Raw genomic sequence first — 14070 nt, 5'->3', positions numbered from 1 at the left:
CATGGAAGAGTGACCAGCACTGGACAGCTCCCGACCACCGACGACGTCCGCGAGGCGCTGAAGACCGTCTACGACCCGGAGATCAAGAAACCGATCACCGAGCTCGGCATGGTCAAGGACGTCACCGTCGGCGAGGACGGCGTGGTGACGGTCGCCATCTACCTGACCGTGGCCGGCTGTCCGCTCAAGGACACCATCACCAAGGACACCACCGCCGCGGTGGAAAAGCTCGACGGCGTGCGGAGCGTGCGCGTCGAGCTGGACGTGATGAGCGACGAGCAGCGCACCGAGCTGCGCAAGTCGCTGCGCGGAGACGCCAAGGAGCCGGTGATCCCGTTCGCCCAGCCGGGCTCACTGACCAGGGTGTACTGCGTGGCCTCCGGCAAGGGCGGGGTCGGCAAGTCGAGCGTGACGGTGAACCTCGCGGCGGCGATGGCCAAGCGCGGGCTGTCCGTCGGCGTGGTCGACGCGGACATCTACGGCCACTCGGTGCCGCGGATGCTGGGGGCCGGCGAGAAGCCGACCAAGGTCGACACCATGATCATGCCGCCGCAGGCGCACGGCGTGAAGGTCATCTCGATCGGCATGTTCACCCCGGGCAACACGCCGGTGGTGTGGCGCGGGCCGATGCTGCACCGCGCCCTGCAGCAGTTCCTGGCCGACGTGTTCTGGGGCGACCTGGACATCCTGCTGCTGGACCTGCCGCCGGGCACCGGTGACATCGCGATCTCGGTGGCGCAGCTGATCCCGAACGCGGAGATCCTGGTGGTGACCACGCCGCAGCAGGCGGCCGCCGAGGTGGCCGAGCGGGCCGGGGCGATCGCGCTGCAGACGCGGCAGCGGGTGGCCGGGGTGATCGAGAACATGTCGTGGCTGGAGCAGCCGGACGGTTCGCGCATGGAGATCTTCGGTTCCGGCGGCGGCCAGTCCGTGGCCGACTCGCTGTCGAAGTCGGTGGGCTCGACGGTGCCGCTGCTGGGTCAGGTGCCGCTGGACCCGCGCCTGCGCGAACAGGGCGACGCCGGGACGCCGATCGTGCTGTCGGCGCCGGAGGCACCCGCGGCCCAGGTCCTGACGGCGGCCGCCGAGAAGCTTTCGGTCCGGGCACGGGGCCTGGCCGGCATGATGCTGAACGTCACCCCAGCAGGCCGCTGACCTTCGCGAGCTAGCCAGCCCGTGTCACGAATGTGGCTTTCGAGACGTTTGGCGTCCCGAAAGCCACATTCGTGACACAGGGGTCAGGTGGCGTCCGGGTCGACCGGGGGCTTTTCGCCCGGCTTCAGCGGTTCCGGCGCCGGTGAGGCGACCGCCGGGTGGCCGTTCGGCTTCGCGGGCTCGCTGCCGCCGTTGCCGTTGATGCTGTTCAGGCCCAGCGGGTCGGCGTCACCGTCGAACAGGTGCTGCGTGACCGCGCGCTTCGGGTCGAAGTTCCGCAGCTGCCGCAGGTCCTCCAGCGGCTTGCGGTACTCCTCGAACTCCGGGCCCATCTCGTCCTTGAGCTGCTGCCGCGCCCCGCTGGCGAAATCACGCACCTTGCGCATGCTCCGGCCCAGCCAGGCCGCCGCATCGGGCAGCCGCTCCGGGCCCAGAATGAACAGCCCGGCCACGATGAGGACGAGGATTTCGCCCCAGCCAACGCTCTCGAACACCCTGTGACCTCCGCCTTGTGCACTGCGCCAAGCTCAGCGTACCGCCCGATCCGGTGACGAACCCAGGGTCAGTCCGAGCCCAGCGTGACGTCGACCACCAGCTGCCTGCCCTGCCGCGACAGCTGCACCGGCACCACGTCGCCGATGTTGTGCTCGCGCACCACCACGGTCAGCTCGGTCGCGGTCCGCACGATCCGGTCGCCGACCTTGGTGATCACGTCGCCCTCGGCGATGCCGGCCGCGGCCGCGGGGCCGCCCGGCGCCACGTTCTGCACCTGCGCGCCCTCGGAGGTGTTCGCCGCCACCGAGGCCGCGTTCAGCCCCAGGTCGGCGTGCTTGACCGAGCCCTGCTCGATCAGCGCCCGGCTGATCCGGATCGCCTGGTCGATCGGGATGGCGAAGCCGATGCCGATGTTGCCGCCCTGGCCTTCCCCGCCCCCGAGGATCGAGGTGTTGATGCCGACCAGCGCACCCGTCGAATCCACCAGCGCGCCACCGGAGTTGCCCGGGTTGATCGGCGCGTCGGTCTGGATCGCGCCGTAGACCGACGGCGGGCCGCCGTTCTCGCCCGGCATGCCGATCGGCCGGTTCAGCGCGCTGACGATCCCGCTGGTCACCGTGTTCTCCAGGCCCAGCGGCGAGCCGACCGCCAGCACCGAGTCACCGACCGCCAGGTCGGCCGACTTGCCGACCTGCGCCACCACCGGGTCCGGCACGCTCACCTTGACCACCGCGAGATCGGTCTTCGGATCGGTGCCCACCACCTTGGCCTCGGTCCGCGCGCCGTTGATGAACACCGCGGTGATCTTGGCGGACTGGTCCTTGACCGCCATCGAGACCACGTGGTCGTTGGTGAGGATGTAGCCCTGCGGATCGATCACCACGCCCGAGCCGCTGCCGCCGCCCTCGCCGATCCGGATCTCCAGCGACACCACCGCGGGCGCCACGCGCTGCGCGACGTCGGCCACCGAGCCCGGGGGCCGCTCCTTGCCCGCCTCGGCCTCGGCGATGTTCAGCTCACCGGTCAGCGCGTCCCCGCGATCGGACAACCACCAGCCCGCCAGGCCGCCGACCGCGCCGATCAACAGCGCGATCACGCCGAGCAGGGCCAGCGCGGTGGGCTTCACGCGCCGCCCGAACAGCACCTCGGGCAGGCTGAGCATCGCGCCGGGCGGGCGCTCCTCCGGGTCTTCCTTGGGCTTTTCCTCGGTCGCCACCGCCGGACCGCCGAGCAGCGCGCCGGCGTTCGGGTCGCGCCACGGGTCGGCGGGCCGGGACCACAGCGGCGGCTCGGTTTCGGCGGGAGCGCTCGCGCCCTGGTCGTCGGCCGGGCGCTGCAGCACCACGCCCTCGGCGTCCGGCGGACGGCGGAAGGCCTCGGCCAGCGACTCGGGGGGCGGCGGCGCGAGCGTCACCTGCTGCGCCTTGCCGTTGCGGGAATCCGGGGCGTAAAGCCGGTCGAAGGCGCCTTCGACGCCACGCGGGCGGCCGAAAACCGACGCCTGCGCCGGATCCACCGGCGGGCGGTCCAGGGGCCGTGGGGCGAGCCTGTCCTCGCGCCGCGGCGCGCCGGACGGGTCCTGCTGCGGGTTGGGCTGCTGGCTCATTCATTCCTCGACGCGTGACCGGCGTCGGCGCGATTCCACGCCGGACGTTTGCCGGGAATTCTGCCGCCTGCCCGGTGAAGTAGGCGTTTCGCCCCTGCTCAGCGCCCGGAGGGCAGGCTGGGCGTGGTGCTCGCCGGAGCGGAGGACGGCGTGGGCACCAGGCTGGTCGCGACCGGCGGGTTCGCGCCGAACTGCGCGGGCAGCACGCCGGAGAGCGGGTCCTGCTTGGGATCGGTGGCCACGTCACCACCGTCGGTGCCGGAGGTGACCACCAGCGCGAGCGCGCTGAGCACCAGCCCGGAGACGACCACGCCCGCGCCCTGGGCGGCACGCCGCCCGGAGACGCCGAAGCGGCCGCCGCCGAGCACGTTGCGCGAGTTGCCCAGCGGCGCCGACGAGCCGAGCGGCGCCGAGCCGTCCCGCAGGCCGGCCACCCGATCCGGCCGCTGGATGGCGACCAGCTGGCCGTCCTCGGTGATCGCCAGGTTGTCCGGCGTGGTGCTCAGCTCGGTGTGCTGGGGGATGGAGCGGAGGCTGGCCAGGAACCCCGCCGACATGGCGGGGGCGTCCGCGCGCTTGACCTCCGCGCGGGCTTGGCGCTGCGCGGCCACTTCACCCGCGCACGAAGGGCAGCGGGCGATGTGGCTCGACGCGCGGTCCCGCGCGCCGAGGGAGAGCTCACCGTCGACGAACGCGACCACCGCGTCGGGCAGCAGGTGCGACTCGGGCAGGCCCCAACCGCGAGCTTCCGTCATGCCGGCGCCCCCGCTGTGGCGGGCACCGGGATCGCCTCGCGCTTCATCGCCCGCGCGCGCTCCAGCGAGGCACGCAGGGCCTGGCGGCCGCGGTGGATGCGGCTGCGCACGGTGCCGAGCTTGACCCCGAGCGTCGCGCCGATCTCCTCGTAGGACAGCCCCTCGACGTCGCACAGCACCACCGCGGCGCGGAACTCCGGCGGGAGCTCGTCCAGCGCGGCCTGCAGGTCGGGGTCGAGATGGGTGTCCGAGTAGACCTGCTCGGGGCTCGGGTCGTCGCCCACGATGCGGTCGGTGTCCTCCGGCAGGCCCTCCATGCGCACGCGGGAGCGGCGCCGGGCCATGTCGAGGAAGAGATTCGTGGTGATGCGGTGCAGCCAGCCCTCGAAGGTGCCGGGCTTGTAGTTGGCGAGCGAACGGAACACCCGGATGAAGGTCTCCTGGGTGAGGTCCTCCGCGTCGTGGGTGTTACCGGTGAGGCGGTAGGCCAGGCGGTAGACCCGGTCGGCGTGCTCGCGCACCACCTCGTCCCAGGACGGCGGCGTCCAGGCGGCTTCGACGGTCTCGTCGACGGCCACCGGCTCGACCTGCGTGCTCTTCTGCATCGTGGGGGAAGGCACCTCCATCAGGCTGATCTCCCAACTACTTCCCCTAACGCTGTCCCCGCGCAGGGTGTTCCCGGTTCCTTGGCAAGAGTCTGTCCGGCTTCCTTATGGTTGTAGTGAGACGGCGCTGAGAGGAGCCTGAGAAGTCCGCAGGCGCGGCCTGCGCTGATATGTCGACAGGCCCCGCTAACCTCACTGGCGTGCACTCCGACACACACCTGGACGACCTGGGCGTCTTCGTCGAGGGCTACCTGCCCGACGATGAGGTACTGGTCGCGTCGCGCGCCAGGTCGGCCGAGCTGGGGTGCGCCCCGGTCGGCGCGGCCTGCGGGGCCACGCTGAGCTTTCTCGCCGCGACGCTGCAGGCCAGGGCGGTGGTGGAAGTCGGCACCGGCGTCGGGGTCAGCGGGCTCTACCTGCTGCGCGGCATGGCCGAGGACGGGGTGCTCACCTCGATCGACATCGAGCCCGAGTTCCACCGCGCGGCCCGCAAGACCTTTCTCGAGGCCGGACTGCCGCCGGGGCGCACGCGGCTGATCATGGGCCGGGCGCTGGACGTGCTGCCCCGGCTCACCACGGGCGGGTACGACCTGGTTTTTGTCGACGCCGCGCGTGCCGAGTACCCGAACTACTTCGACGAGGGCGTGCAGCTGCTGCGCCCCGGCGGGGTGATCGCGTTCCACAACCTGCTGTCCGGGGTGCGCAACGGCCGTGACCCGGAGACGCTGGCCATGCGGGACGTGGCCCGCGCGGTGCGCGACGACGAGCGCCTGGTGCCCGCGGTGCTGCCGGTCGGCGGTGGCCTGCTGGTCGCGTCAATGGCGTGAGGCTTTCGCGGCCAGCACCGAAACGAGCAGCGCGAGCAGCAGCCAGGCCGCCGCGAGCGCGATGAGCCACGCCCAGCCCGCGTGCCCGTAGACGGTGGCGCCGACCGTGCCGCCGACGCTGCTGCCCAGGTAGTACGCCAGCGTGTAGAGCCCGCCCGCCTGCCCGCGCGCGCCCGGTGGCGCCTCGGCGGCGGCCCAGCCGTTGGCCACCGCGTGCGCGGCGAAGAAGCCCCCGGTCAGCACCACGAACCCGGCGGCGACGCAGATCAGCGAGTCCACAATGGTCAGTGACGCCCCGAGCACGGTGAGCACCAGCGCGCCCGCCTGCGTGCGGAGCCTGCCGAACCGCGCGACCAGCCGTCCGGCGTAACCGGAGGTGAACGTGCCCATCGCGTAGGCGAGGAAGACCAGCGACGCGATCGCGGGCGAGAGGTCCAGCGGTTCGCCGGTGAGCCGGAACCCGGCCGCGTTGTACAGCGCGACGAACGAACCCATCGCGAGCAGCGCCACCGCGTACTGGGCGAGCAGCACCCGGCTGGACAGCGCCGCGCGGAAACCGCTGAGCACCTTGGCCCGCCTGCCCGCCGGGGGCGCCTCCGACTTTGGCAGGGAAAAGACCGTCAGCAGGGCGCAGACCAGTGCCAATCCGGCGGTCAGGCCGAGCGCGCCTGGCCAGCCGAGCCAGTCCGCGGCGAACCCGCTCGACAACCGCCCGAGCATGCCGCCGACGGTGTTCCCGGCGATCATCGCGCCCACCGCCGCGGCCACGCCTGCCTTGCCGAGCCGCTCGGCGAGGTACGCGGCGGCGACCCCGGCGAAGCCTGCGATCGCGATGCCCTGGAGGGCGCGCAGCACCAGCAACGTCGTGAAGTCCGGGGCGAACGGCAGCGCCAGGCCGAGCAGTACCGACGAGAGCACCGACGCCAGGATCACGCGGCGCCTGCCGATCACCTCGGACAGCGTCGCGATCGGCAGCACGGAGATCGCGAGCGAACCGGTCGCCACGCTGACCGCGAGCGACGCGCCGCCGGGGTCGAGGTGGAACCGCTCGGCGAGCTGCGGCAGCACCGGCTGGGGCGCGTAGAGCAGGGCGAACGAGGAGATGCCGGCCGCCGCGACGGCCAGCGTGACCCGCCGCGTGGGGGCGGCCTCGGTGGCGGGCGCGGGCGCGGTGGTGGTCACCCGTCGAAGCTAAGCCGCGCTAACCAATACGTCTAATACGTCCATCAGCGACAATCGATACCGTGCTGAATGAATCCACCGACCAGCGCTTTGTCCAGGAGCTGGCGCCCGACCTGGCGTTGCTGGCGGCGCTGCGCGTGACCAACAACATCACCCGGGCGGCGGAACTGGTCGGCCTGCCGCAGCCGACGGCCAGCCGCCGGCTCGCCGCGCTCGGCCAGCGGCTCGGCGCCTCGCTGACGGCGCCCGATGGGCGGGGAATTCGGCTCACGCGGGCTGGCCAGCTGCTGGCCGACGCTGCCGAGAGAGCACTGCTCTCATTAGAGAGCGGCGCTCGCTTGGCCAGAGAGGAGGTCCGCCCGGACCGCGGGCACGTGGTGCTCGGTTTCCTTCACCTGCTCGGGCGGTCACTGGTGCCGCGGCTGCTGGCGGGGTTCCGGCGGGCGCACCCGAATGTGCGGTTCAGCCTGGTGCAGGGTTCGCGCCAGGATGTGCTGGACCGGCTGCGCACCGGGGACATCGATCTGGCGCTCGTCGCCCCGCTGCCCGCCGACCCGGTGTTCGGCTCGGCCACGCTCACCCACGAGGAGCTGCGCCTGAGCGTGCCCGCCGCCCACCCACTCGCCTCGCGCGACCGCGTGCACGCGGGTGAACTCGCCGAGGAAGCTTTTGTCACCCTCGAACCGGGCTACGGCCTACGCCAGATAACCGACGAACTGTGCCTGGCCGCCGGTTTCACCCCGTCGATCGCCTTCGAAGGGCAGGAGTCGGACACCGTGCGAGGCCTGGTGGCCGCCGGATTGGGCGTCGCGCTGCTCCCCCGTTTCGAGCCGGGCCCACCGGCGGGCGTCGCCGAAGTCCCGCTCGAACCGCCGGTCACCCGCACCATCGGCCTGGTCTGGCCGGCGGGCGCCGACCTCACCCCCGCCGTACGCAACTTCCGCACCCACGTCCTGGATCACGCGTAACCAGCACCAGCACGCGTACTCGATCACGCGTAGGCGGCAGCCAAGGCGCGCCACCCGGCTCGGTGCCGCACTGCTCCCCGCCATACGCAACCTCCCCGCGCACCTCTGGGCCACGCGTAGCCAGCAGCCAGCATGCGTACTCGATCACGCGTAGGCAGCTCAACCAAACGTGCACCGCCGGGCTCGGTGCCGCGCCGCTGCCCGAACTCGATCACACGTAGGCGGCAGCCAGCTCAACCAACGTGCGCGCGGCAAAACCCGTACCGCCGGGCACCACGTCGGCGTAGGTGCGGTCCGCCCTGGCCGGACCGGCGATGTCGAGGTGCGCCCACGGCGTTTCGCCGGTGAACTCGCGCAGGAACAAAGCCGCGGTGATGCCGCCGGGCCCGGTGGGCACCTGCTTGACGTCACCGAGGTCGCCCTTGACCGCTTCCGCGTGCGCGTCCAGCAGCGGCATCCGCCACCACGCCTCGCCTGCCGCTTCACCCGCGGCGGCGATCCGGGCGGCGAGGTCGTCGTCGCTGGCGAACAGGCCGCCGGTGCGCAGGCCGAGCGCGACCTTCATGGCCCCGGTCAGGGTGGCCACGTCGACCACCGCGTCCGGCTTGAACCGCTTGATGCCGTAGGCGAGCGCGTCGGCGAGCACCATGCGGCCCTCGGCGTCGGTGTTGGCGACCTCGGTGGTCTTGCCGCCGTAGTGCCGTACGACGTCACCGGGGCGGTAGGCCGAACCGGACACGTGGTTCTCCGCGGCCGGGACCAGCGCGGTCACCCGCACCTTCAGGCCCAACGCGGCGACCGCGCGCACAGCGGCGATCACCGCGCCGCCACCGGCCATGTCGGTGCGCATCAGGTGCATGCCGTCGGCCGGCTTGACGGACAGGCCGCCGGTGTCGAAGGTGATGCCCTTGCCGACGTAGAGCAGGTGCCCCGCCGCGCCGCGCGGCTTGTAGTCCAGCTCGATCAGCCGCGGCGGGCTTGCCGAGCCGCCGCCGACCGCGAGCACACCGCCGAAGCCCTGCTCGGCGAGCCACCGCTCGTCGCGGATGGTGGCGGTCAGCCCCGGCAGGCCGTCGGCGAGCCGCGCGGCCGTGTCCGCCAGCCACGCCGGGTCCTTCACGTTGGACGGGGTGTTCGCGAGGTCGCGGGCGAGCGCGGCCGCCGCGGCCAGTTCACGCGTGCGGCTCACCGCCTCGGCGAACGCCGGCACGTCTTCGGACCGCGGGATCAGGCGGAGCGTCTTGAGCCGGGGTTTCGGCTCCTCGCCGCTGACCTTGTAGCGGTAACCGCCGAGCATCACGCCCATCGCCAGCTCGCGGGCGGTCTCGGCAGTGGCGTCCTCGCCGAGCGCGATCTGCAGTGCCTTGACCGGCTCGTGCTCGAAGTAGGAGTCGGCGGCCCTGGCCAGCGCGGCACCGGCGGCGCGGTAGTTCTCCGGCTTGCCCTTGCCGACGCCGACCAGCCAGCGGACCGGCGAGTCGCCGGGTACCTGCTTGACGTCCCCGGCCTTCCCGGACGGGCGCACGCCGGCGATCAGCTCGAGTTCGGCGTCGTCCTCCGGCTGCGGCACGAGGACGGCTTCCAGCGCGCCACGCCGGACCGCGTCCAGCACCTCGACCTCGACCAGCCGGCTGGGTACGGGCGGTAACGGAACGCGTGCCATCTGCGACCTCCAGAATCCGGGCAAGAGTTAACCCCGGTCACCGTGCCGGGGACCGGGGTGTGCGACCTAAGGCTCGTTCAGCCGGTGGCTTCCTGGAGCGCGGCCCCGAGATCCTTCGCTTCCTCAGCCGAGAGCTCGACGACGAGACGCCCACCGCCCTCGACCGGTACGCGCATCACGAGGCCCCGCCCCTCCTTAGTCACTTCGAGGGGACCATCTCCGGTCCGGGGCTTCATGGCCGCCATAGCGTGCTCCCTCCGTATCAACCGGCGCGCCCGGGTCGCGCTCGCCAAAGCCAACCGGGTAGTAACCATTCTCCCTCATCAGCGAGCGGCCGCGCGCGCGGACCGATCTTTTCACACATCATCGGTGCTGGTATGCGGCTCGCCGGGGTGTCAGACTCGCCAGTCGAACCACCGAGGGACGACAGGAGCACCAGTGACCACAGAGGACGTTCTTCTGGTCAGCGACGGCACGGACACGCCCGGTGTCCGGACGCTCACGCTGAACCGGCCTCAGGCGTACAACTCGCTGACCGTCGAGCTGAAGGAGCGGCTGCTGGCCGCCCTGCGCGACGCGGCGGCCGACGAGGGCGTGCGCGCGGTGGTGCTGACCGGGGCGGGGAAGGCGTTCTGCGCCGGGCAGGACCTCAAGGAGCACGTGGGGTTGCTGCAGGCGAACGACCCGGCGCCGCTGCACACGGTGGCCGAGCACTACAACCCGATCGTCGAGCTGATCACCGGCATGCCGAAGCCGGTGATCGCCGCGGTCAACGGCGCGGCCGCGGGGGCGGGCGCGGCCTTCGCCTACGCCAGCGACCTGCGCATCGCGGCGTCGTCGGCGAACTTCCTGATGGCTTTCGCGAACGTCGGGCTGGGGCCGGACTCGGGCGCTTCGTGGACCCTGCAGCGGCTCATCGGCCTCGGCCGGGCGACTGAGCTGATGTTGCTGGCGCGGAAGGTGCAGGCGGAGGAGGCGCTGTCGCTGGGCCTGGTGAGCGAAGTCGTGCCGGACGAGGAACTGGCCGCGCGCGCCCAGGCCGTCGCCGCGCAACTCGCCGCGGGCCCGACCGTCGCCTACGCGAAGATCAAGGAGGTGCTCTCGGTCGCCGCCGAAAGCACCCTGCGGGAGGCACTGGCCGCCGAAGACGCCGCCCAAACCGCGCTGGGCGGCACAGCCGACCACGCGGAAGCCGTGGACGCCTTCGTAACCAAGCGCCGCCCCACCTTCCAAGGAAAATAACCCTCCTACGCGGGGCCGGCGCCCAGTCCCTGTCACGAATGTGGCTTTCGAGACGTTCTGCGTCTCGAAAGCCACATTCGTGACACTCGCGCCGAGATGTCGGGGTGCCGGGGCAGCGTTCGGCGCCATGAACCCAAATCTCATCATCGACCCCAGCTTGCGCCGTCATTGCCGCTACGGGGTCATCCGCACAACCACGCTCGAGCGCCTCGGCATCCCGCCCAGGACGGCCTATCGACGTTGCCAGCCCGGGGGTCCGTGGACCTATCTGCTCCCGGGCATCGTGCTGCTGGCGAATACCAGGCCCACCGCACGCCAACGCGTGGAAGCGGGACTGTTGCACTGTCGCGGTGCGGGCCTGCTCACCGGCTTCGAAGCCGCGCGGCGCTACGGCCTGCGGAACGTCCCGCTCAGCAGCGAAGTCCACCTGTTGGTCCCGTCGGACAGCCAATTGCGCAGCCCTGGCTTCGTGGTGATCGAACGCACCACGCTGCTGCCGGGCAGGCGGATGGTGTCCGGCGTGCCCACCGCACCACCGGCCCGCGCGATCCTGGACGGGGCACGACGCATCCGTGAACTCGATCCCGTGATGGGCTTGCTGATCGAAGCGAGGCAGAGCGGGCTGTGCACGATCGCCGCGCTCTCCGCCGAACTCGAGTCGGGCAGCCAGCGCGGTAGCGCCCTGCCGCGTGCCGTGCTGAAGAGGCTGCTCACCGATCTCCGCTCGGTCCCCGAGGCCCGCGCCACCGGCATCTGGCGCAGCGCGGGGCTTCCGCCGCCCGTGCACAACCCCGCACTCCACGGACCAGACGGCAAGTACCTGGCCAGACCCGATCTCTGGTGTGATGAAGTCGCGCTGGCCTGGGAAATCGACTCCTACGAACACCACTACCGGCACGCCGACTACGGGGACACTCTCGACCGGAACACCCGCTACGCCGGTGCGGGGATCGTCCTGGTGCAGACGCTGCCCAGCAGGCTCAAGAGCGCACCGGCCGCCGTCGCGGCCGAACTCCGCGCCGCCTACGAAGCAGCCAGAGCGAGACCGAGACCGGCCGTCACCATCCAGCACTCCAACGTCAGCTGAGCAGCACTCCTCCGCATGTCACGAATGTGGCTTTCGAGACGCCAAACGTCTCGAAAGCCACATTCGTGACATCACTGGGCGCGGAAGCAGGAGGTGACGTGGTCGTCGACCATGCCGGTGGCTTGCATGAGGGCGTAGCAAGTAGTCGGCCCCACGAAGGCGAAGCCGCGCTTTTTCAGCGTTCGCGCCATGGCGTGGGATTCCGGGGTGGTGGCGGGGACGTCCGCCATGGTCGCCGGGCGGGGGGAAGACTCGGGCGCGAAGGACCACAGCAGTTCGTCCAGGGGCTGGTCCAGGTCGGCGACGGCGCGGGCGTTGCGGATGGTGGCCAGGATCTTCGCCCGGTTGCGGACGATGCCGGGGTCCGCGAGCAGCCTCGAAACGTCGTCATCATCGAAGGAGGCGACCACCGAGAAATCGAAGTCCGCGAAAGCGCGGCGGAAGGCCTCCCGTTTCCGAAGAATAACTATCCACGACAAACCCGACTGGAAAGCCTCCAGCGACAACCGCTCGAAAAGGGCCTGCGCACCGTGCAACGGCACGCCCCATTCCGTGTCATGGTAAACCGCGTAATCGGGTGCGGAATTGCCCCAGGCACACCGCGAAACCCCGTCCGAACCCACCAAATCCATTTACCCACCCACCGAATAGGACTCCGCGAACCGCGCGAACCGGTCCAGTGAATACCGCACGCCCAGCGCGAACACCGGCTTCGCCACCGGCCAGCCCAGCTGACCCAGCGGCCCCAGCGGCAGCTTCAGCTGCTCCGACCACACCAGCGTCGACTTCGCCGCGCCCTGCGCGTGCACGTGGAACGAGCCCGTCCCCCGCACCAGCCGACCGGTGTGCCGCACCGAGCACCGCACCGGCGGCTCCCACCCGGTGATCTCCATCGTGTCGGTGAACCCGACGCCGGCCACCCCGGTGAACGCCGCCAGTTTCGACCCGACGCTGCGGCCGTTGCCCTCGGTCACCTCGACCCGGGTCCCGAGCATCCACTCCCCCTGCCGCGCCCAGTCGGTCAGCGCCAGCCAGGTCGTCCCGGCCGGCGCGGCCACCGCCACCGACAGCACCAGCTCCGGCATCAGATCGCGTCCTCCCGGCGGCGCCCCTCCAGCTCCGCCTCCAGCCGCGCCACCCTGGCCCGCAGCTCGTCCAGCTCGTTGCCAGCCCGCCGCAGCACCCAGTCCACTTCGGACATCTTGTACCCGCGCAGCACCAGCTGGAACCGCACGGCACGCAGGTCGTCGCCGCTCAGGTCCTCGGCGGGCAGCCGGGTCGGCGACGCGCCCGGCGCCAGCGGGGCCAGCTCCTCACCCCGGCCGAAGACAACCGCGGCCAGCAGGAACACCACGGCCGCGACCAGCAGCATGACGACTAGGTAGATCAGCGCGGTGGTCACGCCACGATCGTGACACAGGCCCGCCACGACCGTCGCGCCAGCACGACCAGTCGCGCGCTGATCATCATCGACAGCAGCCCGACCGCCGCGCACGGCCACGACAGCACCAGCAGGCTGGTGTCGATGAACCCGCTCACCCCGACCAGCGCCATCCGCACCAGCAGGTCCGCGCCCACCGACGTGGCCGCGACCAGCGAGATCCACCGCCCGGCCCGCGCCGAGCGCGCGTACCGGCAGAGCACCCGCGCCACCAGCAGCGCGACCAGGCCGAGCCCGGCCACCGCGTACCCCGTGTAGTCGGCCGTGAGCGCCAGCGACCCGTACCACTCGGGCATCACCACACCGGTGTTGCTCCACGACCCGAACGTGGTCATCCGGGTCAGCTCCCACAGCACGTGCATCAGCGGCAGCGCCAGCGCGAGCGACCGCAGCGCCTGCACCCCGGTCGCCAGGCCCAGCTCCGACTGGTAGTCGGCCCTGACCTCGGACACCGCGCCGAACTCGGCGACCGCGCGCCGCTGCGCCTCCTCCTCCGACAACCCCGCCGACCGGTAGCTCTCGGTGGCGTCGTCGAGGCTGTCGCGGGCCTCGGCGAGCAGGTCCGACTTGCGGGCCGGGGCGCCGTACAGCGAGCCGGCCAGGTCCTCCAGGTAGCGGTCGATCACGCCTGCGCCGGCCATGCCTGCCCTCCCAGTACCGCGCCGATCACCGAGGTGAACTGCTGCCACTCCGCGCGTTCCGCCGCCAGCGCCTTCTGCCCGGCCCTGGTCAGCCGGTAGGTGCGCCGCTTGCGGCCGGACACCACGTCCCACTCGCTGGCCAGGAACCCGGCGCGCTCGAGCCGCCGCAGCGCCGGGTACACCGTGCCCGTGGGCAGGTCGAGCGCCCCGCCGCTGCGGGCCTGCAGCGCCTCGATGATCGCGTAGCCGTGCAGCTTGCGGCCGTCGAGCACGGCCAGCAGCAGGGCGTCCAGATGTCCGCGCAACGCGTCCGCCTTCATGCATAGGCACTCTACTGATGCCCGCCTCGGGGAGGTACCCGGTGAAGACCCTGAGTTCTCCCTGATTCCATGAATTTTGCCGC

General features: G+C 71.6%; 17 protein-coding genes. 5 read left to right on the top strand and 12 right to left on the bottom strand.

Going from position 1 to position 14070, the window contains the following annotated elements:
• Positions 1-9 precede the first annotated feature (9 nt).
• Positions 10-1155 (top strand): Mrp/NBP35 family ATP-binding protein, encoded by a 1146-nt coding sequence (locus A4R43_RS36145; RefSeq protein WP_113696190.1) that lies wholly within the window; start codon positions 10-12, stop codon positions 1153-1155.
• Positions 1156-1238: 83 nt separating this feature from the next.
• Here the strand turns inward: A4R43_RS36145 and tatB are convergent, their stop codons facing one another.
• From tatB to sigE, 4 genes are all read right to left on the bottom strand, one after another.
• Positions 1239-1649 carry a Sec-independent protein translocase protein TatB gene (gene tatB, locus A4R43_RS36140; protein WP_113696189.1) on the bottom strand — a complete coding sequence of 137 codons (411 nt, stop codon included), beginning with the start codon at positions 1647-1649 and terminating at the stop codon, positions 1239-1241.
• Between the two features lie 68 nt (positions 1650-1717).
• Positions 1718-3256, bottom strand: coding sequence for a S1C family serine protease (locus A4R43_RS36135; RefSeq protein ID WP_113696188.1), 1539 nt, complete (start codon positions 3254-3256; stop codon positions 1718-1720).
• A gap of 98 nt (positions 3257-3354) precedes the next feature.
• Positions 3355-4011, bottom strand: a complete 657-nt coding sequence (locus tag A4R43_RS36130) for an anti-sigma factor family protein (RefSeq protein WP_113696187.1) — start codon at positions 4009-4011, stop codon at positions 3355-3357.
• Positions 4008-4637 (bottom strand): RNA polymerase sigma factor SigE, encoded by a 630-nt coding sequence (sigE, locus tag A4R43_RS36125; RefSeq protein ID WP_113696186.1) that lies wholly within the window; start codon positions 4635-4637, stop codon positions 4008-4010. The genes A4R43_RS36130 and sigE overlap by 4 nt, the downstream gene beginning before the upstream one ends.
• A 179-nt stretch (positions 4638-4816) precedes the next feature.
• Between sigE and A4R43_RS36120 the strand changes: the two genes are divergently transcribed.
• Positions 4817-5443 (top strand): O-methyltransferase, encoded by a 627-nt coding sequence (locus tag A4R43_RS36120; RefSeq protein WP_113696185.1) that lies wholly within the window; start codon positions 4817-4819, stop codon positions 5441-5443.
• Here the strand turns inward: A4R43_RS36120 and A4R43_RS36115 are convergent.
• Positions 5432-6625: an MFS transporter gene (locus A4R43_RS36115; protein WP_113696184.1), complete on the bottom strand. Its 1194-nt coding sequence runs from the start codon at positions 6623-6625 to the stop codon at positions 5432-5434. The two genes, A4R43_RS36120 and A4R43_RS36115, sit on opposite strands and share 12 nt — an antisense overlap.
• Positions 6626-6687: 62 nt before the next feature.
• Here A4R43_RS36115 and A4R43_RS36110 point away from each other — a divergent pair, with 62 nt between their 5' ends.
• A complete protein-coding gene (locus A4R43_RS36110; protein ID WP_113696183.1) occupies positions 6688-7593 on the top strand; it encodes a LysR family transcriptional regulator in 906 nt (301 codons plus the stop codon).
• A gap of 211 nt (positions 7594-7804) precedes the next feature.
• Here the strand turns inward: A4R43_RS36110 and A4R43_RS36105 are convergent, their stop codons facing one another.
• The gene (locus A4R43_RS36105; protein WP_113696182.1) at positions 7805-9256 is read right to left on the bottom strand and encodes a leucyl aminopeptidase family protein; all 1452 of its coding nucleotides are present in this window, start codon (positions 9254-9256) and stop codon (positions 7805-7807) included.
• Between the two features lie 77 nt (positions 9257-9333).
• On the bottom strand, positions 9334-9501 hold the full coding sequence (locus A4R43_RS36100) for a DUF3117 domain-containing protein (protein WP_113698116.1): 168 nt from the start codon (positions 9499-9501) through the stop codon (positions 9334-9336).
• 193 nt (positions 9502-9694) lie between these two features.
• On the opposite strand from A4R43_RS36100, the gene A4R43_RS36095 reads away from it, so the two are divergent.
• Together A4R43_RS36095 and A4R43_RS36090 are read left to right on the top strand one after the other, a co-directional pair.
• Positions 9695-10498, top strand: a complete 804-nt coding sequence (locus A4R43_RS36095) for an enoyl-CoA hydratase-related protein (protein WP_113696181.1) — start codon at positions 9695-9697, stop codon at positions 10496-10498.
• 127 nt (positions 10499-10625) lie between these two features.
• The gene (locus tag A4R43_RS36090) at positions 10626-11585 is read left to right on the top strand and encodes a hypothetical protein (RefSeq protein ID WP_236808486.1); all 960 of its coding nucleotides are present in this window, start codon (positions 10626-10628) and stop codon (positions 11583-11585) included.
• 71 nt (positions 11586-11656) lie between these two features.
• On the opposite strand, the gene A4R43_RS36085 is transcribed toward A4R43_RS36090, so the two are convergent.
• From A4R43_RS36085 to A4R43_RS36065, 5 genes are read right to left on the bottom strand one after another with little or no spacing between them, the layout of a single operon-like run.
• Positions 11657-12217 carry a DNA-3-methyladenine glycosylase I gene (locus tag A4R43_RS36085; RefSeq protein WP_113696180.1) on the bottom strand — a complete coding sequence of 187 codons (561 nt, stop codon included), beginning with the start codon at positions 12215-12217 and terminating at the stop codon, positions 11657-11659.
• A complete protein-coding gene (locus A4R43_RS36080; RefSeq protein ID WP_113696179.1) occupies positions 12218-12670 on the bottom strand; it encodes an SRPBCC family protein in 453 nt (150 codons plus the stop codon). It abuts the gene before it with no gap.
• Positions 12670-12987, bottom strand: a complete 318-nt coding sequence (locus tag A4R43_RS36075) for a DivIVA domain-containing protein (protein ID WP_113696178.1) — start codon at positions 12985-12987, stop codon at positions 12670-12672. The genes A4R43_RS36080 and A4R43_RS36075 overlap by 1 nt, the downstream gene beginning before the upstream one ends.
• Positions 12984-13667, bottom strand: coding sequence for a permease prefix domain 1-containing protein (locus tag A4R43_RS36070; protein WP_113696177.1), 684 nt, complete (start codon positions 13665-13667; stop codon positions 12984-12986). The genes A4R43_RS36075 and A4R43_RS36070 overlap by 4 nt, the downstream gene beginning before the upstream one ends.
• A complete protein-coding gene (locus A4R43_RS36065) occupies positions 13649-13987 on the bottom strand; it encodes a helix-turn-helix transcriptional regulator (protein WP_113696176.1) in 339 nt (112 codons plus the stop codon). Before A4R43_RS36065 ends, A4R43_RS36070 begins: the two co-directional genes overlap by 19 nt.
• Between the last annotated feature and the right edge of the window lie 83 nt (positions 13988-14070).

It is taken from the genome of Amycolatopsis albispora (genome assembly GCF_003312875.1).
Lineage (GTDB): Bacteria > Actinomycetota > Actinomycetes > Mycobacteriales > Pseudonocardiaceae > Amycolatopsis > Amycolatopsis albispora.
The sequence above is the reverse complement of the archived record's forward strand: the minus strand, read 5'-3'. Positions and strand labels throughout refer to the sequence as shown.

What these genes read in the sequence shown, in the direction of transcription:
- A4R43_RS36135 (WP_113696188.1), bottom strand. Translation starts at nt 3,256, where the DNA reads ATGAGCCAGCAGCCCAACCCGCAGCAGGACCCGTCCGGCGCGCCGCGG.
- A4R43_RS36130 (WP_113696187.1), bottom strand. Translation starts at nt 4,011, where the DNA reads ATGACGGAAGCTCGCGGTTGGGGCCTGCCCGAGTCGCACCTGCTGCCC.
- sigE (WP_113696186.1), bottom strand. Translation starts at nt 4,637, where the DNA reads ATGGAGGTGCCTTCCCCCACGATGCAGAAGAGCACGCAGGTCGAGCCG.
- A4R43_RS36105 (WP_113696182.1), bottom strand. Translation starts at nt 9,256, where the DNA reads ATGGCACGCGTTCCGTTACCGCCCGTACCCAGCCGGCTGGTCGAGGTC.
- A4R43_RS36100 (WP_113698116.1), bottom strand. Translation starts at nt 9,501, where the DNA reads ATGGCGGCCATGAAGCCCCGGACCGGAGATGGTCCCCTCGAAGTGACT.
- A4R43_RS36090 (WP_236808486.1), top strand. Translation starts at nt 10,626, where the DNA reads ATGAACCCAAATCTCATCATCGACCCCAGCTTGCGCCGTCATTGCCGC.
- A4R43_RS36085 (WP_113696180.1), bottom strand. Translation starts at nt 12,217, where the DNA reads ATGGATTTGGTGGGTTCGGACGGGGTTTCGCGGTGTGCCTGGGGCAAT.
- A4R43_RS36080 (WP_113696179.1), bottom strand. Translation starts at nt 12,670, where the DNA reads ATGCCGGAGCTGGTGCTGTCGGTGGCGGTGGCCGCGCCGGCCGGGACG.
- A4R43_RS36070 (WP_113696177.1), bottom strand. Translation starts at nt 13,667, where the DNA reads ATGGCCGGCGCAGGCGTGATCGACCGCTACCTGGAGGACCTGGCCGGC.
- A4R43_RS36065 (WP_113696176.1), bottom strand. Translation starts at nt 13,987, where the DNA reads ATGAAGGCGGACGCGTTGCGCGGACATCTGGACGCCCTGCTGCTGGCC.